The sequence below is a fragment of the Neptuniibacter caesariensis genome, assembly GCF_000153345.1.
Taxonomy (GTDB): Bacteria; Pseudomonadota; Gammaproteobacteria; order Pseudomonadales; family Balneatricaceae; genus Neptuniibacter; species Neptuniibacter caesariensis.
Genome location: NZ_CH724125.1, coordinates 895,406 through 919,739, shown reverse-complemented (window position 1 = coordinate 919,739; position 24,334 = coordinate 895,406). Strand labels below are relative to the sequence as shown.

Below are 24,334 nucleotides of genomic sequence, written 5' to 3'. Positions count from 1 at the left end.
ACCTTGGCACTGTGTTTTCCAAAAATTCTATCCAGCAATGTTAAGCCTTAGTCTCTTCTGAATCGGGTGTTTTGTTGTCAGAAACCATATCTTCTAACGACTCTTCATCTTCTACTTCATCACCTAAACGGGACAACACAGGTAGCGGATCGATAAAACGCCAAGCCGGCAACGAGGTAAGAACACTGGTCAGAATAATACCGCTACGGAGCAACCAAGCGACATAACCTATTGAAAGACCGGTAGATAATGCGGCTCCCGTTCCCACGGTCATCGCATCCAAGGTAATATTTTTCTGAATATCTTGGTCAAGTGCATCAAGGCTACCCATAAACTGAGATGACTTAACTAACAGCAATGGATCTGACAGATCTCCCCAGCCCACACGTAACTCAGAAACCGCAGATACCGCTTCCGCTACTGCCAATTTCACTTTATTCACGTCTGTTTCTGGCAACTCAATACTAAAACGCGCATCACTGACGGCACGGGGTTCTTCAGGTTGAGGCGAGGGCTGTACTTCAGGTTCTGTCGTTTCTTCAAATACAATCTCAACAGGTTCAACAATTTCCTCTACCGGAGCCTCTTCTTCAATTTCTTCAGGAGCAAGCTCTACTTCAGGCCCGGCGTCTGGTTCTTCCACAACTTCAACAGGCTCTTCAACCACTTCTTCAACGACAGGAGCCGCTGTAAAGGCTATGCTCCCTGCGACAGGGCCTGCAGAGAGTGCACCATCACCAACCGTAAAACTAAATGCAGGTGCAGTGGCATCATTGTTGTCTACAAAATCGATACTGCCTGTACCAATATCACCTAGTGTAAAACTGGTAATAGCTGTACCAACCGCTCCGTTATTCTCAAACTGTCCCCCTGAAACCGAGCTGACTGTAAAGATCAGCCCCGTATCAAGATTGTCGATATCAGAAGCAGATAGATTAGACAGGCTCAGAGTCAAACGCTGTCCCTGATCGATGGTAAAGCTATTATTCACAAAAGAAGGAGGGTCATTGACTGCTTGAACGGTAACGGTTGAAGTTACATTCGGGTTCAGGGTATCTACACCACTATTCGCTGTCCCACCACTATCCTGCAGACTCGTCAGGGTGACTATACGATTGCCGGCGGTTGGGTCCTGGCTGTTATTCTGGTAGCTAATCCCGTTCAGTAGAGTATCCAAATTGCCAGCACTGACACTTCCGCCTGTAAAGGTCAGGGTTGCCGTACCAGCGCTCAAACTGACGGTATAACTCAGACTATTCGTTGCCGAAGTCCCACTGCCATTCACTAGGGCAATGGTGCTGCCATCAATATTCAGGACTTCGTTGGTGCCATCACTGAGATTGCTTACCGTCAGAGTGAGCGAACTGAAGGTCTGGCCACTTTCGATGGTATCAGCGCTGGAACCGCTGAAGATAGACGCCGCTACGCCACCTTCTGTAAAGGTAGTACTGCCACCGGTTAAGCTCAGCGTCGGTGCATCATTAACGCTCTGAACGGTTACCGTTGTCGCGGTATTCGGGGTAATCGTATCGACACCGCTATTTGCTGTACCACCGCTGTCTTGAAGACTGGTTAGAGTTACTGTGCGATTACCCGTGGTTGGGTCCTGAGAGTTATTTTGATAGCTGATGCCGTTAAGCAACGTATCTAAGTTCGCTGATGAAACACTACCACCCGTAAAGGTCAGGGTTGCCGTACCAGCGCTCAAACTGACGGTATAACTCAGACTATTCGTTGCCGAAGTCCCACTGCCATTCACCAGGGCAATGGTGCTGCCATCAATATTCAGGACTTCGTTGGTACCATCACTGAGATTGCTTACCGTTAGAGTTAGTGCACTAAAGGTTTGACCAGCCTCGATGGTAGCGGCACTGGAACCGCTGAAGACTGAAGCTGCTGCACCACCTTCCGTAAATGTGGTGCTGCCACCAGTTAGACTCAGCGTCGGTGCATCATTAACGCTCTGAACGGTTACCGTTGTCGCGGTATTCGGGGTAATCGTATCGACACCGCTATTTGCTGTACCACCGCTATCTTGCAAACTGGTGAGGGTCACCACTCGGTTTCCAGCAGTAGGATCCTGACTGTTATTTTGGTAACTAATCCCGTTCAGTAGAGTATCCAGATTGCCAGCACTGACACTTCCGCCTGTAAAGGTCAGGGTTGCCGTACCAGCGCTCACGCTTACGGTATAACTCAGGCTATTGGTGGCTGTGGTACCACTACCGTTCGTTAAGGCAATGGTGCTTCCATCGATATTCAAAACTTCATTAGTACCATCACTGAGATTACTCACCGTCAGGGTGAGTGCACTGAAGGTTTGACCACTCTCGATGGTATTGGCACTGGAACCGCTGAAGATAGAAGCAGCTGCGCCACCTTCAGTAAAGGTCGTTGAACCACCCGTTAAACTTAAGGTCGGTGCATCATTGACTGCTTGCACGGTGACGGTTGATGTGACATTCGGCGTGCTTGTATCTACGCCACTATTCGCTGTCCCCCCGCTGTCCTGCAGACTCGTCAGGGTCACTACACGATTGCCGGCGGTTGGGTCCTGACTGTTATTCTGGTAGGTCACCCCTTCCAGCAACGCTTCTAAGCTGGCTGCATTAAGTGAACCTCCGGTCAGCGTAATCGTCGCCGTACCACTGCTCAGGCTTACGTTGTAACTAAAGTTCGTCGTACTACCGCTACCATTTACCAGGGCAAGCGCACTGCCATTCACATTCAAGACTTCACTGTTCCCGTCACTCAGATTGCTCACCGTAAAGGTCAACGCACTGAAAGTCTGGCCGCTCTCGATGGTATTGGCCGTGGCACTGCTATAGACACCGACAGCACTTCCACCTTCAGTGAAAGTTGGACTATCGCCCGTCAGGCTCAGGGTCGGTGCATCATTGACTGCTTGCACGGTAACGGTTGAAGTTACATTCGGGTTCAGGGTATCCACGCCGCTATTCGCTGTACCGCCACTGTCCTGCAGGCTGGTCAGAGTCACGACTCGATTGCCAGCGGTTGGGTCCTGGCTGTTATTCTGGTAGGTCACCCCTTCCAGCAAAGCTTCTAAGCTGGCTGCATTAAGTGAACCTCCGGTCAGCGTAATCGTCGCCGTACCACTACTCAGGCTTACGCTGTAACTAAAGTTCGTCGTACTACCGCTGCCATTTACCAGGGCAAGCGCACTGCCATTCACATTCAAGACTTCACTGTTACCGTCACTGAGATTGCTCACCGTAAAGGTCAACGCACTGAAGGTCTGACCGCTCTCAATGGTATTCGCCGTGGCACTACTATAAACACCGACAGCACTTCCACCTTCAGTGAAAGTTGGACTATCACCCGTCAGGCTCAAGGTCGGTGCATCATTGACTGAAACAAAGGTAATCGAAGCAGGCACGACGGCTGTAGTAGAAGTATCGTCACTTACACTGATACTAAAACTCGGTGCGATCTCGTCGCCATCATCGATAAAGATCACTTCACTGTTATTGATCTGTCCCTGGGTAAAACTGGTAACAGCTACACCTAAATTGCTGGTTAGCTGGAATTCACCTCCCACTAGGCTAGATATGGCATAGGTTAAGCCTGCATCAGGGCTATCAACATCAGTAGCATTCAGGAATGTAGGCGTAATTGTGGTAGTCGCCCCTTCATTCAAGGTAAAACTATTGGTCGCTAATACCGGCGGATCATCAACCGTGTCAGGGTCAAAGGTGAAGCTAAATGCATCAAGCGCTTCATTACCTGAATCAAAGTTGGCACTGGAACCATCAAAAAGGATCGTCACACGGGCACTGGCTTCCGTTCCACCTAACGTGGTCTTAGATAATTCCAGAGCCGCAATATCCTCTTTCCGAATCATGCGTTCGTTGCGGCCAGCATCATCGTTATCGGAATCTAGAGTGACGAACAAAGTGCCTGCATCATAAGTAACCCCACCGATGGTTTGATCACTCTCTAAAAGATCGATTCCATAAATCTTTTTTGAAATATTAATATTTTCATCATCACCTTCAATAAATTTAAGCGCCGCAGGGAAGGTTCCCGAATTAGCGGTATCTAGTGTATCGGTTTTCAATAACCAGATATCGTTCTTTTCTCCTCCATCATCGTGAGCAAGAAGCAAATCACCCTGATTAAGCTGGTAATCAGCAACCCAGGTATCCTTCTCAACTAACGTCAATCCAGTGATTTCAGCGCCATCATTGAAGGGGTCACTCAACAACATGTAAAAATTGCCGGTACTGTAATCACCCGCCACATCGGGGCGGAAATAGAACAGATCAGATTGGGTGATATTGAGATCTGCTGGTGCTCCTGCGCCATTGCTCACTAGCGTCATATTATCCTTACTACTTAAGATAATATCGCCGGCTTGAAGATTGATTGGGTTGGTTGCTCCAATAGTGACACTGCTGGTGACATAATGAATACCATTAGTTCCATCACCGGTTGAGAAATTACTAATATCAAAGGCAACAGAGAAAGTACCATCTGTACTGCCCCCACCCATTGAGTAGTTAGGGCCAGCTTGCTGCAGAAGATCCCCCTTATCTATAGCCGTTCCATTCAGACCCGTAATACCGTTTCCTGTACCTTCATCGCCATCGGTACTTAGCCATACGACTCCATCCGAAGTCCCCGTAAATGCCACACTAGCCGCTGTTGCTACGGTACTTAAACTGCCATCGGAAACAGACACATCATATGCGGGAGTTAATTCCCCACCGTCATGTATGAATACCACCTGAGAAGCAGTGACTTGGGCCTGGGTGAAGCTGGTGATCGCGGTTGTGGTATCCGCTGTAAAAGCAAAATAGCCATTGTTGATATTACTCACAGTAAAAGTGAGTGCAGAGTCAGTATTATCAACATCGCTAGCAGAGAGGATTGAACTATCTAGGGTGACAGTCGCCCCCTGTGATAGCGTTAGGCTATTATTGCCTAATACGGGTATATCGTTATCTGCCTGAACATTTACCGTAGTTGCCGTATTTGGTGTAATCGTATTTACACCACTATTCGCTGTGCCACCACTATCTTGCAAACTGGTGAGGGTCACCACACGGTTACCGGCTGTCGGATCCTGACTGTTATTTTGGTAACTGATCCCGTTCAGCAGTGTATCCAGATTGGCCGCACTAACGCTCCCACCCGTAAAGGTCAGGGTTCCCGTACCTGCACTCAAGCTTACGGTGTAACTCAAACTATTGGTTGCAGAAGTCCCACTGCCATTCACCAGCGCAATGCTGCTGCCATCAATATTCAGGACTTCATTTGTCCCATCACTGAGATTGCTTACCGTCAGGGTAAGTTCACTAAAGGTCTGGCTACTCTCGATGGTATCGGCACTGGAACCGCTGAAGATTGAAGCCGCCGTTCCACCTTCCGTAAATGTGGTACTGCCACCGGTTAAGCTTAAGGTCGGCTCATCGTTTACACCCAGAACATCGATATCAGAAAATAATGCAGATGAAAGGCTATCATCGCCGCCATCTGCTGTGCCACCATCATCCTGAACTGATTCGATGCTGAGCCTGCGGGTTGCGGCTGTCGGATCCTGACTATTGTTCTGATAACTAATACTGTTGATGATCCCATTCATTGCAGCATTATTGGCGCTGCCACCCGTTAGGGCTATAGTCGCGGTAGAACCCACTAAGGAAACATTATAGGTAAACCCTGAAACAGAACCGGTATTTAGGTGGGCCAGTGCAATCGCTACGCTACTGATATTAAGTACTTCATTACTACCATCAGTGATATTGGTAATCGATAGGGTCAACGCAATAAAACTCTGGGTACCTTCAACGGTTGATGCATTGGCAGCACTAAAAGCAACTGCTGCACTCCCCCCTTCAGTAAAAGTTGGGTTTTCCGCCGTTGCACTGAGTGTAGGTTCCTGATTCGGGATAAACTCGTAGGCACCTATATCCGTAGTGCCTACACGGGTTATCTCCCTTTGATCTTCAGTAGGGGCTCCCGTATCAGTACCCGCATCAATCAGAGCGCTTCCAGCAAGAATTGCGTGGGTACGCGTCTGTCCGCCATAATCAGCTAATGTATCCAAACTAGCAATGCCGCTCAAGTCAGCTCCGAACCCATTACCCCCAGTTTTATCACCAATAAAATTACTACCATCACTAGTAAAATCTCCCGCCACATCAATTGATGAAGTCCCTGAGGTGTTATCAGCAATGACCGTATTACTTAAATTAACTGTCCCCGCCGATCTGAAAAAACCTCCAGCAGCGTTACTTGCATCATTTTTAGCGATTGTTACATTCGTAAGGTCAGCATCACCCTTATTATAAACGCCTCCACCATCACTGCTTGCACTGTTACCACTGATCGTTACATTTATGAGTGTCATGGTGGCCCCTGTGTCATTGTAAATACCACCACCGAGCTGAGCACTGTTTTCAGCTATAGTTACGCGTTCCAAATTGAGGGTTCCGAGGTTATAGATCCCTCCCCCATTCGTTGCTGTGATGGAACTGAATATTTCTACATCAGTTAATGTAAGTGAACCGCCCGCATCAGCCATTTGTATAGCCCCGGCTTGAGAAGTTGCAGTTCCATTTCCATCAACAAGCGATAAACTACTAATGCTGCTAGCCCCGGAGCCAGCATGAAACTCAAAAATATTGAAAATATCTCCTGCAGAGATTGAGGTCTGATCAGCGCCGGCCCCTACAATGTGAATCCCTTCATATATATCCAGGTCTAGACGTTGCTCATCAGCCCCGCCGGTTAGTTTATTTAGCGTATAAGTACCAACCCCTAAGTTTATTGTGTCGGTTTCTCCATTGGCATTAGCATCAATGATCGCCTCCCTCAAAGAAGTTTCACCGTCACCTGGGTTTACCACATCGGTAAAAATCGTGACATTGAATGTTGCCAGGATCCCCTTCCAAGCCCCTTGATTAAAGCTGAGAAACTGGGAAACATCGCCTGTCTGGTATTCCAGATCCCAGTCACCACCAAAATTTTTGTTACCCGAAAGGTCAGTACTTGCTGCTAAATCAAGGTTGGTAAGGGAAGCAAGGGATTGGATAAAGCTAACGCCCGATTCAGTTTCTGCGAGATTACAGCCGTAGAGAAGTAGATCCCCCCCTTCGAGCATTGAATCCTGCCACTGAGTGAGTTGATCCGCATACTGCCCTAGTTCATTTGCACCTATATTCTGCCCACCCAGTTGGAGAATGCCATCTTCAGCATGGCTAAACAGGTGTAGCGCACTTACATTCTCGTGCTGACTTAATAGATCTGTGATTTGGCTAAATGGGTCACTCTCGGCGTCGATAAAATGGATCTGCAGATCCGCATCCGGGTTATCAGTCTGGAGCTGGGTTAAGAGTGTTTGGGCATCCTTTACCGAGGAGTCGATCACAACAATTTCAAGGGAATTATCTGTACCGTCAGACAATGGCTGTAAAGCATCCAGCGAACCCAGCTCTTCAGTATCAAGAATAACGGGAATAGGAAGAGCGTCGAGCTGATCCAGGTTCACATATTCAGCCCCTGTTTTCAGGAGATCTGAATCGTCTTCCCGCTCAGTATCAACAAGGCCTTCCGCTGCGCCTAGCGGATCAGCAGATAACATCACCCGCGGTTCTAACTGCTCAAAAAAATAGCTTTCTTGCTGTTGAACCTGAGCTTTTTTGGATTTGGTGCTTCTCAACAAAACACACCTCCTCACTTTTATTGCTTAATCGCCAAATCCGCTGGCAATCGGGGCACGTTTACCCAATAGGCTGAAACTTCGCGCTTACGCTCGACCAGTTGAGTATTAATGCCCAACAACGCAAGCTCATTTTTACGCTTAGAGGCCTGAACAGGGCCTTTATAGGTTCCAAATGAGATACGCCCCTGATAGCTTTTTCTGGGCAGGCGCATCATATCGGTTACACCTTTTTCCTGAAAAGCACGGTACAACTGGCTTGGTCGCAGTTGATAATCTGGGGAAGAGAGGACGATATAGCCTTTTGTCACTAATGATCGCTCCTCTTTAACAGAATAGTCGACTTGAGCGCCTTCTAACTGGCGCGTCAGACCAGATAGCTGATCTTTATCACTAAATGGGCCAAATACTTGATCATTTAGTACGACTACCGCTTCATGCTGCTGGCTTACTGGCTCTTTGGGCTGCTCTGTAACCGACTTATTGTCCGCCGTTTTAATTGCCGAATCGACCTTTTGTTTTTCCTGTGGAGTTTCACTTGAGACGGAGGCTACGGCTGTGTCCTGAGTAGCCTCAGTTGTGACGGGCATATCAGCCGGTTGATCAGCTACATTCATCGTGCCTCCTTGTAGACTGTCTTCAACCCTGCTGTTTTTCAAATCTGTATTAGGTACTTCAATGACCGCTGCTTCAGCCAAAGAGTGATTTTCCGGCTCCTTAGCCTCTAGCGTGGAGCTTTTCGCTAATTGATTAGAGTTCGCTTGCTCAGGAGCGGTCATCGTCTCAGCTACCGGAGAGGGTTCTTTCTGATTGGGTTGAGCATCGGCGACGGCGTGTTCATCAACTTGCAGGAAACACTTTAAACCTGCGGGTAACGCAGCCTCAGTGTTGTCCAGCGATAATCGAACCCCGAAAGTACCACTGGCGGCATCACCCAGGGGATCTATCCGCTCGACGACAACCGGATAGCCCTGCTTTTGATCGGTTTCGGGAAAAACCTCTGCCTGCATCCCCACTTGTATGCGTGGGTAATGTTCCATCGGAAATACCGCATTAACATGTAGCGGGTTTAACTGAACCAAACGCAAGATAGGCTGGTCTTCTACATACTCGCCCTCTTGTTTGAATTGCTCAGCAACTACACCATCAATAACCGAGTAGATTCGTTTTTCTTCGAGTTGAGCCTTTGCCCGCTCTAGCTCAAGCTCTCTTAAGTGAAGTTCTTCTCTTACTTGCTCTGTACGCCAATAACTTAGCCGCTTAATACGAGAGGCTTCATCTTTATTCTGCGAGGATGCTAATTGCTTCGCTGCTAACTGATCGACTCGCTTTTCCTGGAGACGGTCGTAACGGAGATTCACTTGTTCAGCAGAAAGGTCTGCTTTCATCGATGCTCGAGCGGCTGCCAGCTTAACTGTGGCCTTTTCAACCCCCGCTTCCAGTTCGACTAACAGTTGGTTACTTGATACTGGCTGGCCTAACTCAGCATTAATTCGCTCAATGACGCCTGAAACTGCAGTTCCCACATCAACGACTTTGCTCGGACTGATAACACAGTCCACGGTCGGCAACGCTTCTTCAGCACTTAAATTCGCAGCAGCGAACAGCGTAATCAGTCCCAATGATCTCTTCATCAACATCCTTAAATACTGCTGGTTCAGCAACCTTATAATATATGAACACTCACTAAAGTAGCTACTGTAACTTTTGTAGCATTTCTTTATGTATATCGGCCAGGATATAACTTAGCAGAGGCATTTCCTGATAATTAATTCTGACAATGCCCAGGCCAGGGTTGAAATTGACACCATTCATGTAGACCACAAACTCCAGCTCAAAGAAAGGCTGCAAAGCTCTGGTGCCTTTATCTTCACGACCATCAACGAGAATATCACCTCCTAATTGAGAGCCTAGGAATCGAGAAGGAAGTTCAATACGGCCTGCCGGTTTAATATCTAATAAGGTAGCGGGATAGCTTTTCGCAGGGTCACTATCAAAAATCACTTCAGCACTTTCAAACTGCGACTGGATTCGTTCCCATTCATGTTGCTGCACGACCACGGTCAACCTCACCAAACCAGGCTTATAAAGGTAACCCACCAGATCTCCTCGTGAGAGGTATGCCCCTTGAGCAATGGAAGGTTCCAGAATTAACTGCCCCGCACCTGGCACATAAACGTCTAAAGAAGCGATTTGCTGCTTCAGTTCGGCTACCTTATGCAACTGCAGTTCAATCTGTTCCTGCAAACTGCTCGCCCTTACCCTGTCTTTTAACTGAACCTTTCTTAACGAAGCCTGAAACTCGCGTAGATCTGCTTTTGCTATCGCCAATTCAGCAGCTAACTCTGGATTGCTTAACTGCAGAAACAGTTGTGAGTGATCGATGTTGCTTTTATCCGCGATAAGGATTTGCTCTATTTTCCCATCACTGGCCGTACGAATTTGGCTTTCAGGCGCTAAAGTTGCAAGCGACCGATGGCTTGAGGAGAAATCAAAATTCGCGATCGCGATAAGAAAATAGGTAAAACATAGCAACCCTAAAAAAACAGCCCATGCTCGTACGCTTTTTCCCTGAACTTTCGCTAAAGCCTGTAGATTAATTCCGCTTTTAATCACGGGGAACACCAGCATCGAAAATAACGCCCAAACAGCTAGTATGGCCCCAAACGCAAAGAATTTACCCAGCAGGTATGTCGCTATGGTTATAGCGATAAAAAATCGATACGGAATCGCCATAGCAGCATAAAGAGGTAACCAACTTTCGCCGCGGGCTGATATTGAACTTATCTCAATTCCAAAAAGAAATTTAGCCATAGCGGAGCCAAGCATCTGCTTTGATCGTTCGTTTAAATTAACTGTACCCGTGAGGTCTGAAAGAATGTAATAGCCATCGAACTTCATTAAGGGGTTTATGTTAAAGATCAACGTCGAGAAACTGCCAACAAAAGCAACATTGAACAGGAAGTCGCGCATTAACCCTGGATCGATGTGAATCCAACCCATAATAGCCAGCAAGGCTAAGGCAAATTCCACCTGCATGCCTGCACAACCCACCAACACCCGCTGAACTTTCTTTGGAAACAAGTAGCTCGCTGATGTATTCACATAAGGGAGAGGCATAAAAACGATAAAGAACAGCCCAAACTCCTTGACCCTCCCCCCGTAATGGGTCACTGCTAAGCCATGGGCCATCTCATGCAGCGCTTTTAACACTACATAGGCCAACGCCATCAATACCCAATTTGATAACTCAAAAAAACGCCCTTCCCAATGGGATAAGACTCCGTTCCAATGGGAAGGAAGCTGAACCATCACCGTCACTAGCAGGCCGATAAACACGGCTAGAAATTTGAAACTAAATAAAAAGCCCCCTAACCAAGCGAAGCTTTCGAGAGTTCGCTGAGGATTAAATAAAGGGATTTTTACAGCGATGGGCTGGGTGAGTATTTTTCTGAATGACCATTGTTCTTTTTCGGGCGTCAAACCATCAAGCATTTTATAGTTAATGAGTTTGAGTAAAAGCGGCTCAATCGTTAAACACTCATCCACCGTAAGGTCATGGCTTTTTTGAAACTCAGCTAAAGAGATCCCTTTTTGTAAGCTTTCGAGATACTCATAAGCCCGCTCACTACAATGAAAATAACGTTCCGTTTCTTCATCAGCGACCAAGAAGTGACCGTCGCTATTCGCCTGCAATCGAACCCCTTGTCTTAATCTGATCTGCTTGTCCCAGATATTCTGTAGAAATTCCGAAGGTAGCTGGTCCACACTAATCATGGTTTATAGTTCCAGAACGTCAGGCGCAACCAATCGATAAAATGGTGAAAGATGCTCCAGCCAAGTGTCGCAGTCCCAACATCAACCTTAGCAATCCCCTGCATGCCAGGCTGTAAAGCAAGGAGATCAGCCTCTTTTAGTTGGGCATCGACCAAATAAACCAGACGATTATCTTTGGCGATGTAGGTTGGGGAAGGTGCCGACAAAGCCACCTCAAAGGCACGATCAGGGATCGAAGCTAACTTCAATTCCGCCCTTTGGCCTTGCTTGATAAATCGGTAGTCTGTTTCCGGAATTTCCAAAACTACCTTATGCCCGGTTTCCGGGACGATAAGAAAAATACGCTCACCTTTATCGACAGCAGCGCCGATAGAGTACCGTAGATCCCCCTCAACAATGACACCTGACATCCCTGCCAATAAAACAGAGTTATCCAATTGATGTTGAGCGAGGGCAAACTGCGCATTCGCTTTTTGTAACTTGGCCTTTAAAACCTCAGCTTCACCCCGTTCACCATCAACCAGCGCTCTGCGGTACTGCTTCTGCTTCTCCTGAATTTCACCTTGCAGGTTATCTAGCTTCAGTTGTAGCTTTCTGTCATCCAGTGTTGCCAAGGGCTGATCTAATTCAACGCTATCTCCTGGTTTGACCAAAGCGGTTTCAATAAACCCATCAAAAGGTGCCACAACAGGCGCTTCGATTGCCCCCCGGATACTCGCGTCTAGGCTGACTCGGTATTCAATAGGGATAAATAGCAGGCAAATTAACACTAAAGCAGCCCCACCCCATCTTAACCAAGATACTGTCGAGGGTTTGTGCTTCTCTGATAATTCAGCAACGTCGGAATTGTAATCTTCGGAAGACGCGGTTGCTTTCGGCTTATCGATTAACCAGGCTAGCCAGACGGAAGACCATTCAAGCAGATTTATTAAAGGCTTTGCAGACGGATCAGAGCTATGTGCTTTTACGCAAATGTAACCCTGTATTTCATGTTCACGCGTTTTCCTGATAGGCACACAAACACAGGCAACACCTTCAGGGCTCACTGTACTGGTTATGGAGTTTTTATTGAGCGCAAAGGAAGAAAAATCTGCTAATTCATCATCCACTGCCCTGCTATCCGGCCAGACAAATTCAGAATAAGAATCAAGCTGCTCTTTATCTTGTATATATAAAATTGCGGAGATTGATTGGGGTATCATCTTCGCGACAGCATCCAGCCACTGAAATTCCTCTTTCAAGCAAAGCCTCACTTATCCGTTACTTAAAAGCCATCATATCATTCAGACTCAAAAGTAGCTCTGCCATTTTCTTTAGCTTTGTACATCGCTCGATCACAACGTTTAAGTATTTTTTCAACCGTATCATCACCTGCGCGGTATTGGGTAATCCCCCCACTAAAGCTATATCCCATATCCGTTGTGGCCAGATTAAAGAACTCATCTACAGCCAATCCCCAGAACCGTTCAGCCCAAACCGTCGCTGTTTCCAAATTCGTTTCAGGGAGAACCAACATAAATTCATCGCCTCCCCACCGGCCAAATACATCGACTTCCCTAATTTGATCGTTAACAGCATCCACCAAGCTGATCAGTACCTGGTCACCTATCGCGTGACCATATTCATCATTGATCTGTTTAAAATTGTCCAAATCAAACAACACGACACTAAAGGTATGACCAAACCGCTGCGAACGCGCTAGCTCCCGATGCAAAATTCGGTCTAAGTGCCTGCGGTTATATGTCTTGGTTAGCGCATCCTCTACTGCAGCTTTCCTCAGTTCTTCCATTAAAGCAGATCGTTCAGAGATATCCCGGATCACAGCGGTCATTTCATAACCATCTCCAACAGCAATTTTTGAGATAGTGACCTCAACAGGAAACTCTTCTCCGTCTTTTCTTAAACCAACAACTGAAGCGCGCGCATGCATTTGACGCGATTTTATGGGTGAAGATTTAAATGCATCTACATGTGCTTTATGCGGAGAACGATATTTTTTAGGGATAAGAAGGTCTAATTTCTTGCTGATGATCTCATCCCTAGCAAAACCAAACATATCGCAGGCAGACTCATTCATATACTCAATATCTTCATCACCATTGATGACGACAATGCCATCGTAGGCGGATTCAATAATCGCCTCGAACCTCTCATGCGCTGTTTGAAGTGATGATTCCAGACCCACCTTCTCCGTAATATCAATGGCCGTTATCATTACCCTGGTGATGGTATTTTCGTTGCTAATAATGGGAGATAGAATAAATCGCCACCAGGTTGTTCCTGTCTCAAGGTCTATCGGTTGCTCATATTCTTGAGATTCCTGATCTTCACAGCAAGCCTTTAAGTGCGCTTGTAAGTCTTTAACCACATAGCGAGGCAAAAAACTGGAGAGTTCACGTGCGACAATCCGACTAATCTCCTCCCCAACTAAATCAGCAAAGAGTTCGTTACCGGAAATCAGATTGAAATGGTTGGTTTGACGCTCAACTACAGCAACACATGCACCAATTGAATTTAAAGAAGAATAAAGAAATTTATGATCGCCCTTACTAAACATTATGTACTCCTAAAAGGCGTTAACTGCTTCACAATGTAATATAGATGAAAACATTAGCTTTTACTGATTAAATTCAAACAAATGAATATCTTCTTTTGATGACTAAAGCTCTGACTACAACAACTTATACAAATAATTCAAACACTATTATTATGGTTATATGTTTTTATGATTAACACTTAATTGAGGATAGAAGCACCGATCAATTAACTTAGACCTTAGTACCTAATAAAGACTACTACCCAACCTTCTTTGGTATTTAAGCCGTTCCCTTCAGCCTGAAAAGCCCTTTAGTATTGATTAAAAAAAATACAACACAGGATCTCTACCATGGGTTTACTCTCTTCCATCACCTCTTTATTTTCGCCGCTTCCAGAAGGCGCAATCCGCTATAAGGGCTACACGATTACCGCGGCACCTGAAGAAGACTTTGGCCGTTTTCGTATTAATGCCGTCATTAGTAAGAAGGGTCGTCAGAGAAACTACACGGTGGTTGATCGCATCGCAGACCGTGAAACATGTGTAGAGCTGACACATAAGAAAGCCAAAGGGCTGATCGATCAGAAAGGTGATCTGGTACTTGGCTGAAGGCTACCCGCTTTGCACAAATAAAGAGTTAGCCGGTTACCACTAACTCTTTAAGCATCCAGACATCACAACCGTTATGTTCAGAGCTGGCAAACGGCTGATCTAACCGCTGGAAACCCAGCTGTTCATATAAGGCAATGGCTGATTTCATACTGCAGAGCGTGTCCAGATAACAACTGCGATAACCATGTGCTTGCGCGAACGCCAGGCAGGCTTCAGCTAAAGCGCGGCCGATGCCCATCCCTCTGCTCGTAGGCAGCAGAAACAACTTCTTGAGCTCTGCCACATCCTCAGCACCACTCAGGGCAGCAATCCCACCACCGCCCACGATGACTCCATCGACTTTTGCGACCAGATACCGACTACCGGTACTATCGCTGTAATGCTGGCTCATACAGATCACCTCACCATCTGAAGGCCCATAGCCCTCACCAACAGCGCCGAACTCTTGCCCGACCTGCTTAATAATCTGGCATACCGCCGCATCATCTTCGGGTTGAATCTCTTTTATCTGAAAGTCCATTTAAGCACCTCGGGTATGCCACATAACATGGAAAAGTATGAGGTGTTTAATCTATCTCAGAAATCGGGATCAGGAAACAAACTTAGAAAGGAAAAAGGAATTGGTGGAGCCTAGCGGGATCGAACCGCTGACCTGTTCGCTGCCAGCGGTGCGAGGACAAAAACCTATCTAATTGATATATAAGCAATAAAAAGCATAAGAGCGCAATTAAAAAAGCTCTCTATTCAGTATCAGGGGAACTTTGATCTTCAAGTCTCATAGTCTTGCTTTGTTCGATCATCAACTGGGCTCTGTCATCACCTATATCATGCAACTCTTCATTAATCTGTACACAAGGCTGATCTTTAATTAGAGCGTTTATGTTTCTTGCGATTTTCACAGTTGCTGCTTGTAGTTCCTCATTAATTTCTTGAGTATCAATCCCATTCCTTTGAAGTTGCTCACTAATCCTTAAAACACCTTCAATTGAAGATACTACAGGCGGTAAACCTTCAATCTGCCCCTTTCTTGTATATTCACCCTGAATATAACTAGCAGCCCTTCCCAAGGTTAGCTTTAACATTTCACCAACAACAGGTAGAGAAAGTATTGAAAGAACCAAACTACCATTTTCAATATTTTGTATTTCTATTGGTGACTCTGTAACTTTGCCACCATTCAATTCAACAAATACATTATAAAGTTCTTCAACAGCAATCAGTTTTTTACCAAATTCACCTAACGAGTCTACATTAGAAAGATACAAGTTAATCTCTACTCGTTCACCTACATCCTCAATTTGATTATTTGGCAGCATAGAAGCAAGATGAGGTAGTAAAATACTCAAAGATACTTGCAACTCTAAAGAGCACAACGCTAAGCTGAAGCCAGTTCCAACAGTTACATTACTCTTGTAATTGTCAAATGAGTGCAAAAAATCAGCCAAACTATTGTGAAAATTTGCTAGTACCTTACCTGATGAACTTCTACTCGTTTCTGGTAATAATTTCGAAATTTCGTCGAGACGATCCTCAAAGTTAATTATGGACCTCAGTAATTGACTTGGTCTGTAGGCCTCTTTTTCTTTTCGTATGGCGTTTTGAATCTGATTAGTTATCTTAGCTCTTTTTTGTTGATCAACAGTTTGCTCTTGAATAAAGCCATCATATTCTTTGAACTTTAGTGCCTCACTAGAAAAAATATGCATGACTTCTACAAAAGGGATACTAAGCGTTTCAACATCTACAAGCAGTTCCCTAATTTTCCCGTATAGCTTTACCTTATTCATCGATTCCCTTTCATTCATAAAAAACTGTTAATAGCGTAGCTTCGCTAACATCAATATTTCTGCATCCAACAAAAATAAGGGATTATTAATTTAGCAATATCCGTAATAGTTAGGAACACTTAAAAAGAGCGAACCGCTCTCTCACAGCTAAAAAGAGCAAAAAAACTCCGTAACCATATGAAATATATATAAATATTCAGAAGAAGCTTGACTAATATCTGGAGGGATTTTTGTTTTTGTCCTCTGGACAAAAATAATTTTTGTCCAGTTAGTAAATGCTAACCGTGTAAGCCACGTAGAATGGTGGAGCCTAGCGGGATCGAACCGCTGACCTGTTCGCTGCCAGCGAACCGCTCTCCCAGCTGAGCTAAGGCCCCATATATGAAGTGCAGGCTATATTAATGAGCCGACAATTTTGTGTCAAGCAGGTTTTCGATAGGTAAAAGGTAGGGAGTTCAAAGGGTTATATTGTATGTTCAGCCTGGTTCGGGGAACAGCAGCTAAGAACAGCTAATATCGGAAAATTGAAGTCGGCTGAACCCCACCGGGTTTAGCCGACTTTCGCGCTCACTCAGTGAGCCTATTAACCTTCGATCTGATTGCTCAGCTCGCGGTACTCTTTCTCCCAGCGCTTCGCTTCCTTCTTAGAAGGTCCGCCCAGCACATTCAGGGCATGACGAAGACGCGCACGGGTCATGTCTGCACCCAGAATCGCCATAGAGTCCATCACAGAAACCGTCTGGTTAGTGCCTGCAACCGCTATAAACAGCGGGAACAGGAAGTCGCGGATCTTGAAGCCCATCGCTTCAGAAAGCTGCTTCAGTTGGCCGAATAGACGGTCTTTATTCCACTGGTTTTCAGTATCCAACAGCCATACAGAGTACTGCATCATACGGCGGATATCGTCTTTTTCCAGCGACTTATGTTCAAAGTCCGCTTCGCTGATATCCAGCATACCTGCCAGGAAGAAGCTTGCCAGCGGTGCAACGTCAGACAGTTTTTCTACGCGCTGCTGGATCAGCGGTACGATCTGCATCAGGTATTCCGGGTTTAGCGCCCACTCCTGGTATTTGGCAGCGAACTGAGCCGCATCCAGATCTTCACGAAGCCAAAGACCGTTCAACCAGCTCAGCTTCTCCTGATCGAAGATCGGGCCACCCAGCGATACACGCTGGATATCGAAGTTATCAAACATCTGCTGACGGCTGAACTTCTCGCTTTCATCCGGCATAGACCAACCCATCCGACCCAGGTAGTTCAGCAGTGCTTCTGGCAAGAAGCCCATGCGCTCGTAGTACAGAATACTAGTCGGGTTCTTACGCTTAGATAGCTTAGATTTGTCCGGGTTACGCAGCAGTGGCATATGGCAAAGCTTTGGCATATCCCAACCGAAGTATTCATAAAGCAACTTGTGCTTAGGCGCTGAGTTGATCCACTCTTCACCACGGATTACGTGGGTGATCTCCATAAGATGATCATCAACCACGTTAGCCAAGTGGTAAGTTGGCATACCGTCAGATTTCAGCAGGATCTGCGCATCCACCATGCCCCATTCCAGCTCGATCGTACCGCGTAGCATATCGTCAACTTCGCACGCACCTTCGCCTTCCGGCACAACCATACGTACCACATAAGGTGCGCCAGCCGCTTTACGCTTTTCGACTTCATCTTCAGGCAGCGCCAGGTCACTCTGTTTCAGAGCGGTGTGACCACCCGCTGCACGACGTGCCGCACGCAGTTCATCCAGCTCTTCAGAGGTACGGTAGCAAAGAAACGCTTTACCCTCTTCCACCAGCTGCATCGCGTATTTTGCATAATCTGCTTTACGTTCGCTCTGACGGTAAGGGCCAAACGGACCACCCACATCCGGACCTTCGTCCCACTCCAGGCCTAACCAACGCATTGAATCCAGAATCTTCTGCTCAGATTCTGCAGTGCTACGCGTCTGGTCAGTATCTTCGATACGAAGAATAAACTGACCGCCATGCTGACGGGCAAATGCCAGGTTAAACAACGCAATGTAAGCAGTGCCTACATGAGGGTCACCTGTTGGAGAAGGTGCAACACGGGTACGAACAGTCGTCATTGGTGTCCTTGGAAATCAGATAAAAAAGAATGGTCGCAATTATATACTTGCGGGGTGTGGCGAGCCACTAGAATCTAGTGGCTGAAGAACAGAGATCAGGCAAAGTTAGTCCAGAGAACCGCCCACCAGATCAGTGCTCCGATCCCAAGTGATACCATAACCACAGCGGAGCCCAGATCTTTAGCAAGACCGGCTAGCTCATGAAACTCAGTTCCGGCACGGTCAACCACCGCTTCAATCGCTGTATTTACCAGTTCAAAGGCCAGTACTAACAGGCAGGTAGAGATCAACGCAGCCAGCTGCATCGGGCTTTGTGCGACAAAAAAGGCCAACGGGATAAGAACCGCACTCCCCCAAACCTCATAGCGGAAAGCGGGCTCTTGAGCATAGGCCGCCTTAAGCCCCTGCCAGGAATAGATGGAAGCATGGTAAAAACGTTTAAAGCCTGTATTTTTTGTGGTGTAACCGTTGTCTGAATCAGTCATTTGCAACAAAAAACCTTTATCTATCGCCTGTAATGACGCTAGGCTATCACTTAACCCAGCCTGATGCAGCGCAAAATCCCCAGACAGGGTATAATCGCTGCTGATTTTCACTTCAAAGTTGTTACTGCACCTTAATGAGCTCTACTACCGATACCCTGAACCGCCGTTTACCATTGTGCCAGTGATAAATCACAAAGACTTATTCATTAAGAGCATTGTAAAATCAAAAAGTTACAGTATTTTATATTTAAAATTTCAATTTCTACCCTCTACTAAGCCGCTTTTAGTTGATAATCGCTTTTCAATCCAACTTGAAACCAAAAATCATCTTGCCTGGATCAATTAGGCCTTCGTCAATATGGCGCTTCTGTCCTGCCCGCCACCTTTAAACAACTAAACGAGCCACTCTGCATGGCCAGTGTAAAAAAAACCGACACCGCCCTGCTAGCCATGTAAAAAAAATCGACACATTTTCAAAAATTGGTTCTTAGCTAATACATAACATATTGAATTAAATAAAGATTAAATATTGGCCTTAATTTTGCTTTATATTTATAAAAATATGAAAGTATTTCTATTCAGCCAGCTAGCCTAATTTACCGAAATATTGAGAGATGAACTGATGATTTCGAAACAAAAACTTTCTGAGCTAGCATTAGCTATCATAGCTTTTTTGGGCATTACAAATAGTTCGCAAGCAGCAACCGTTGTGCCGTTTAGCGATACATTAACTGCCGCTCAAATCGGACTTTCCGGCAAGCTTTATGAACACAATACCTACAGTTACCAGCACGATCTGTCGTACTTAGGAATCCCACCTAATAAAGTTCTTGATGCTAAAATCACCATGACTTTTAAGGATGATGGCGGAGCAAGTGATTCGAGTGGAAGTAAATTCTGGGGACTAATCCAATGGGACTATCGCGAAGAAGTGAGCGTAAGCTTCGATAGTGGTTCTCAAATTTGGGATATCAACGGAGGCGCTGATATTATTCCTAATAAAGACACAACGCCATGGGATTTTGATTTTAACCTCAATGTCTCTTCAATCAATGATGACGGTATTCTTGATGTCGAGTTCTGGTTAGACAACCCAAAGGACAGCAAATGGTGTGGAAGCAAGTGCGTAGCTGACATTTTCTTTCTTGAGTCAACAGTAGAGGGACACCTAACACCCGTTCCACTACCTGCTGCAGCGTGGTTCTTCGGTTCAGCCCTCTTAGGCCTTTTAGCTTTCTCTCGTAGAAGGAAGAAAACTGTTTAATCATATGAACGATTAAGTAAGGCCCCGAAGGGGCCTTACTTATTATCGTGAAATAGCCCCATTTTAGATATTCGAGAACCTTAAAGGCACAATTAAAATACAAAAATGCCATCCATCTCATATATCTAAGCTCAGTCATATTGGTACTCTGTAAATACAGTAATTACCTCTCAGTTCACCTAAACTAGGCCCAACAGACTACTTAAATTACAAGCTTTCTAGGCCTGTTTTGAAGCTTGGCTATCACTTAACCCAGCCTGATGCAGCGCAAAATCCCCAGACAGGGTATAATCGCTGCTGATTTTCAATTCAAAGTTGTAACTGCACCTTAATGAGCTCTACTACCGATACCCTGAACCGCCGTTTTACCGTCGCACCTATGATGGACTGGACTGATCGTCACTGTCGTTATTTCCATCGTATTCTTAGCCAAAACGCTGTGTTGTATACCGAGATGGTCACAACCGGTGCGTTGATCCATGCAGAGGCTGATCGCTTCCTTCGCTATAACCGCGAAGAACAACCCGTTGCATTGCAACTGGGTGGCAGCAATCCAGAAGATTTGGCGCAGTGTACCAAGATGGCTGAAGATTATGGTTACAATGAGGTTAACCTAAACGTCGGATGCCCAAGCGACCGTGTTCAGAATAATATGATCGGGGCTTGCCTGATGGCACACCCTCAGTTGGTATCCGAGTGTCTGGAGAAGATGCAGGCAGCTGTAGATATTCCGGTTACGGTAAAACACCGTCAGGGGATTGATGACATGGACAGCTATGAAGAGCTGGTCCAGTTTGTTGACACAGTACGCCAGTCTGGGTGTAAGGTTTTTATCATTCACGCCCGTAAGGCCATTCTGCAGGGGCTTAGCCCTAAGGAAAACCGTGACATCCCGCCTCTGAAATATGAATGGGTGTACCAGATCAAGCAGGAATTCCCTGAACTGGAAGTTCATATTAACGGCGGAATAAAAACGATTGATGAGTGTCACACACATCTGCAACATGTTGATGGTGTAATGTTAGGCCGTGAAGCCTACCAGAACCCTTATCTTCTGGCAGATGTAGACCGAGAGTTCTATGGCGCTGATAGCGAAAAGATCAGCCGTAAAGCAGCGGCTTTGGCCATGGTTCCTTATATTGAGCAGCAGATGGAACAAGGTGTACCCCTTAATCATGTAGTACGCCATATGCTTGGGCTGTTTCATGCACAACGCGGTGGTAAACAGTTCCGCCGTTTTATTAGCGAAAATGCGCATAAACCGGGAGCGGGTATAGAAGTTCTCCTGAATGCGCTGGAACGCGTAGCCGATGAGTAACGGATTAAAGAGATAATGAATCAGTTAGAAAAGTTAAAACAGATTACGACCGTTGTGGCTGATACCGGTGATATTGAAGCGATTGCACGTTTTAAACCCGTTGACGCGACAACCAACCCATCCCTGCTACTGAAGGCAGCGCAGCTGCCTCAATATGCTGAATTGCTGACTAAAGCTAAAAACTGGGCAGATGAGCAGGGTGGAAGCCAGCAGGAAGTGCTGGACAACATGACCGACAAACTCGCGGTTGAGATCGGTAAAGAGATCCTGAAAATCATTCCGGGACGTATATCTACTGAAGTTGATGCACGCCTGTCTTTTGATACTCAAGCGACTCTTCAGCGCGCGCGCAAGCTTATCGCATTGTACGAAGATTCTAATGTTAGCCGTGACCGTATCCTGATCAAGATCGCTTCAACCTGGGAAGGTATTCAGGCCGCACGCGAGCTTGAACAGGAAGGGATCAACTGTAATCTGACGTTGCTGTTCAGCTTTGCTCAGGCAGCCGCTTGCGCGGATGCTGGTGTTTACCTGATCTCACCTTTTGTTGGCCGTATTTTGGATTGGTTCAAAGCCAATGAAGAAGGCGACTTCACAGGGGCAAATGATCCGGGTGTTCAATCGGTTTCCGGAATCTACAACTATTACAAAGCTAATGATTACAACACCATCGTCATGGGTGCCAGCTTCCGTAATATCAGTGAGATCCAGGAACTGGCAGGCTGTGATCGCCTAACGATTGCGCCAGCATTGATGCAGGAACTGGAAGATTCGGCAGATGAACTGCCAACCAAGCTATCTGCTGATTCAGCGGCTTCCGATCAGGGCCGCCTGGTACTGAATGAAGCGGAGTTCCGCTGGATGATGAATGAAGACGCAATGGCGACAGAGAAACTGGCGGAAGGTATCCGTAATTTTGCCGCTGACCAGATTAAACTTGAGAAACTCCTTTCTGAAGTTTAACCCGCTCTGATATTCCAGTTCTGAACCACCCCGGTTTATCTATAGCCGGGGTGATTTCCTACCTGACGATTTCTTTTATCTATACTGAACTCTATCGAGCCCGTTTCTGCCTGGCTGAGGAGATCAGATATGGACACTGTTGTACTCCCCTATCCTAAAGTGATGTTGTTCGACTGGCATGGCACCCTGGTTGATACCCACGGTGCAATGTATGCAGCAATCGAAGAGATGCTAGCCCAGTTGGATGAGCTGGATCTGACCCAACATATACTTCCCGAAGAGAGCGCAACGACTGAAGATGACGAAAAGCTGATTCGTTACATTCGTATCTATCGCCACCTGCATCCACGGGTACTCGCTGAACAACGCATCTCCCGCACCGACGTTTTCGAAGTACTGTTTGGCGATAATGATGTAGCCAACGCGATTGCGCACAAAGCCTACAACGATTGCTACCGGAACCATTATGGCTGCGTTAAACCCTTTCAGGAAGGTATGTTCGAGTACCTGAGTTATCTCAAACAGCTAGGCATTAAGATCGGTGTTGTCACAAACCGAAGCCGGGAATTTCTCGATCCGGAACTAGAAGCTGTTGAAGATGGCCGCTGGCTGGATCTTTTTGATATCACCCTTTGCGGTGATGAGATGATCCGTTATAAACCCGCCCCTGATTCAATGCCTCAGGCTGCAGAGCCTTTAAATGAGAATGCCGATAAACATCTCTGGTATGTAGGTGATAGCGTTACCGATATGATGACTGCCACCCGTGCCGGGGTGACACGTATTTTTTATAACGGTGCTTTATGGACTCCAAACTGGTTCGAACAGGTCTTTGCTGAATCGGCGCATCATCAATATGACCCGGATATTATCGTTGATGATTTTGATGAACTACTCGATCTGGTGATGCAAAGCCGTAGCGAGACTATCGATACTGATCTTGCCGATCAACGGCCTCCTCGCCTTCCTCCGCGTGAGTTAAACCCACCCCGTGAAGAGCCTGATTGGCACCCGGCAGTGGTTAACCTGACTTACCCCCGCGTCGTCCTTTTTGACTGGCACGCAACACTGGTCGATACCCTGGATGCGATGTATCACGCAGTGGACGATATGCTCAAAGATCTGAAAGAGATGGGGCTGTTAGAACAGCTAGTTGATTCAGCTACCTGTAAATCCCCGGATGACCAACGTCTGGTTGATTACGTCAGAGATAATCTGAGCCTGCATCCGAAGATCAAGATGGATCGTAAAATCTCTCGCACCGATATCTTTGAGATTTTGTTTGCCGACAATGAAGTCGCCAAGAAGCTGGCCCATAAAGGCTTTACCGATCACTACCGCAAATATTTTGGCACTGCTCTGCCCTTCGAAGCGCGGGTAAAAGATATGCTGGAAGGGTTGCGTAAGCTGGGATTAGTCGTTGGCGTAATTACCAACCGAGACCGGGAGTTCTTTATCTACGAGCTAAATACGGTAGACAGAGGCTGGGCCCATCTGTTTGATACGGAAATCTGCGGCGATGATACCGTTCAGCGAAAACCCCATACTGACCAAATTCTGAAAGCGGCGGAAAATCTACGGACTGAATTAGGGATGGATATTTGGTACGTAGGCGACAGTACGACCGATGTCATTGCTGCGAAATCGGCGGGCATCACCAGTGTATTTTTTAACGGTGCTCAGTGGGATCAACCCTGGTTGAATAAGATCTTTCCGGGTACGGAACGCTATCCCTATAAACCTGATGTTGTGGTTAACGATTTCTCAGAATTCTGGGCGCTAATCCTGTCCTGCAGAAAAAACAGCATGCAGAAATAATGGC

General features: G+C 46.3%; 14 protein-coding genes and 1 tRNA gene. 5 read left to right on the top strand and 10 right to left on the bottom strand.

Features of this window, described 5'->3' with window-relative positions:
* Window positions 1–40 precede the first annotated feature (40 nt).
* The 5 genes from MED92_RS04395 to MED92_RS04375 form a co-directional block, all read right to left on the bottom strand.
* The gene (locus MED92_RS04395; RefSeq protein WP_007020292.1) at window positions 41–7,687 is read right to left on the bottom strand and encodes a cadherin-like domain-containing protein; all 7,647 of its coding nucleotides are present in this window, start codon (window positions 7,685–7,687) and stop codon (window positions 41–43) included.
* Window positions 7,688–7,704: 17 nt separating this feature from the next.
* Complete coding sequence (locus MED92_RS18395) at window positions 7,705–9,318, bottom strand: efflux RND transporter periplasmic adaptor subunit (RefSeq protein WP_050764123.1); 1,614 nt, start codon at window positions 9,316–9,318, stop codon at window positions 7,705–7,707.
* Window positions 9,319–9,379: 61 nt separating this feature from the next.
* Window positions 9,380–11,461, bottom strand: a complete 2,082-nt coding sequence (locus tag MED92_RS04385) for a hypothetical protein (protein WP_007020290.1) — start codon at window positions 11,459–11,461, stop codon at window positions 9,380–9,382.
* Window positions 11,458–12,702 carry an efflux RND transporter periplasmic adaptor subunit gene (locus MED92_RS04380; RefSeq protein WP_007020289.1) on the bottom strand — a complete coding sequence of 415 codons (1,245 nt, stop codon included), beginning with the start codon at window positions 12,700–12,702 and terminating at the stop codon, window positions 11,458–11,460. Before MED92_RS04380 ends, MED92_RS04385 begins: the two co-directional genes overlap by 4 nt.
* Before the next feature lie 38 nt (window positions 12,703–12,740).
* Window positions 12,741–14,018, bottom strand: a complete 1,278-nt coding sequence (locus MED92_RS04375) for a sensor domain-containing diguanylate cyclase (protein ID WP_007020288.1) — start codon at window positions 14,016–14,018, stop codon at window positions 12,741–12,743.
* A 330-nt stretch (window positions 14,019–14,348) separates the two neighbouring features.
* Here MED92_RS04375 and MED92_RS04370 point away from each other — a divergent pair, with 330 nt between their 5' ends.
* Window positions 14,349–14,606 carry an HlyU family transcriptional regulator gene (locus MED92_RS04370; RefSeq protein ID WP_007020287.1) on the top strand — a complete coding sequence of 86 codons (258 nt, stop codon included), beginning with the start codon at window positions 14,349–14,351 and terminating at the stop codon, window positions 14,604–14,606.
* A gap of 28 nt (window positions 14,607–14,634) precedes the next feature.
* Here the strand turns inward: MED92_RS04370 and MED92_RS04365 are convergent, their stop codons facing one another.
* The 5 genes from MED92_RS04365 to MED92_RS04345 all read right to left on the bottom strand — a co-directional run bounded on the left by MED92_RS04365 (window position 14,635) and on the right by MED92_RS04345 (window position 18,967).
* Window positions 14,635–15,129 (bottom strand): GNAT family N-acetyltransferase, encoded by a 495-nt coding sequence (locus tag MED92_RS04365; protein ID WP_007020286.1) that lies wholly within the window; start codon window positions 15,127–15,129, stop codon window positions 14,635–14,637.
* A gap of 220 nt (window positions 15,130–15,349) precedes the next feature.
* Window positions 15,350–16,396 (bottom strand): hypothetical protein, encoded by a 1,047-nt coding sequence (locus MED92_RS04360; RefSeq protein WP_007020285.1) that lies wholly within the window; start codon window positions 16,394–16,396, stop codon window positions 15,350–15,352.
* 301 nt (window positions 16,397–16,697) lie between these two features.
* Window positions 16,698–16,773: transfer RNA gene (locus MED92_RS04355), tRNA-Ala, on the bottom strand.
* Window positions 16,774–16,979: 206 nt separating this feature from the next.
* Window positions 16,980–18,482, bottom strand: coding sequence for a glutamate--tRNA ligase (gltX, locus tag MED92_RS04350; protein WP_007020284.1), 1,503 nt, complete (start codon window positions 18,480–18,482; stop codon window positions 16,980–16,982).
* A gap of 95 nt (window positions 18,483–18,577) precedes the next feature.
* Entirely contained in the window at window positions 18,578–18,967 is a 390-nt protein-coding gene (locus tag MED92_RS04345; protein ID WP_040662106.1) for a diacylglycerol kinase, read from the bottom strand.
* Window positions 18,968–19,589: 622 nt separating this feature from the next.
* Here MED92_RS04345 and MED92_RS04335 point away from each other — a divergent pair.
* The 4 genes from MED92_RS04335 (at window position 19,590) to MED92_RS04320 (ending at window position 24,330) form a co-directional block, all read left to right on the top strand.
* Window positions 19,590–20,231, top strand: coding sequence for a VPLPA-CTERM sorting domain-containing protein (locus MED92_RS04335; protein ID WP_007020282.1), 642 nt, complete (start codon window positions 19,590–19,592; stop codon window positions 20,229–20,231).
* Between the two features lie 331 nt (window positions 20,232–20,562).
* On the top strand, window positions 20,563–21,549 hold the full coding sequence (gene dusA / locus MED92_RS04330) for a tRNA dihydrouridine(20/20a) synthase DusA (protein WP_007020281.1): 987 nt from the start codon (window positions 20,563–20,565) through the stop codon (window positions 21,547–21,549).
* 12 nt (window positions 21,550–21,561) lie between these two features.
* On the top strand, window positions 21,562–22,512 hold the full coding sequence (tal, locus tag MED92_RS04325) for a transaldolase (RefSeq protein WP_154715139.1): 951 nt from the start codon (window positions 21,562–21,564) through the stop codon (window positions 22,510–22,512).
* A gap of 129 nt (window positions 22,513–22,641) precedes the next feature.
* On the top strand, window positions 22,642–24,330 hold the full coding sequence (locus tag MED92_RS04320) for an HAD family hydrolase (protein WP_007020279.1): 1,689 nt from the start codon (window positions 22,642–22,644) through the stop codon (window positions 24,328–24,330).
* The last annotated feature ends 4 nt before the right edge of the window (window positions 24,331–24,334 follow it).

Bases quoted from the DNA above. Each gene is read 5' to 3' on its own strand.
- MED92_RS04345 (WP_040662106.1), bottom strand. From the start codon at position 18,967: ATGACTGATTCAGACAACGGTTACACCACAAAAAATACAGGCTTTAAA.
- gltX (WP_007020284.1), bottom strand. From the start codon at position 18,482: ATGACGACTGTTCGTACCCGTGTTGCACCTTCTCCAACAGGTGACCCT.
- MED92_RS04365 (WP_007020286.1), bottom strand. From the start codon at position 15,129: ATGGACTTTCAGATAAAAGAGATTCAACCCGAAGATGATGCGGCGGTA.
- MED92_RS04370 (WP_007020287.1), top strand. From the start codon at position 14,349: ATGGGTTTACTCTCTTCCATCACCTCTTTATTTTCGCCGCTTCCAGAA.
- MED92_RS18395 (WP_050764123.1), bottom strand. From the start codon at position 9,318: ATGAAGAGATCATTGGGACTGATTACGCTGTTCGCTGCTGCGAATTTA.
- MED92_RS04385 (WP_007020290.1), bottom strand. From the start codon at position 11,461: ATGATTAGTGTGGACCAGCTACCTTCGGAATTTCTACAGAATATCTGG.
- dusA (WP_007020281.1), top strand. From the start codon at position 20,563: ATGAGCTCTACTACCGATACCCTGAACCGCCGTTTTACCGTCGCACCT.
- MED92_RS04320 (WP_007020279.1), top strand. From the start codon at position 22,642: ATGGACACTGTTGTACTCCCCTATCCTAAAGTGATGTTGTTCGACTGG.
- MED92_RS04375 (WP_007020288.1), bottom strand. From the start codon at position 14,018: ATGTTTAGTAAGGGCGATCATAAATTTCTTTATTCTTCTTTAAATTCA.
- MED92_RS04335 (WP_007020282.1), top strand. From the start codon at position 19,590: ATGATTTCGAAACAAAAACTTTCTGAGCTAGCATTAGCTATCATAGCT.
- MED92_RS04360 (WP_007020285.1), bottom strand. From the start codon at position 16,396: ATGAATAAGGTAAAGCTATACGGGAAAATTAGGGAACTGCTTGTAGAT.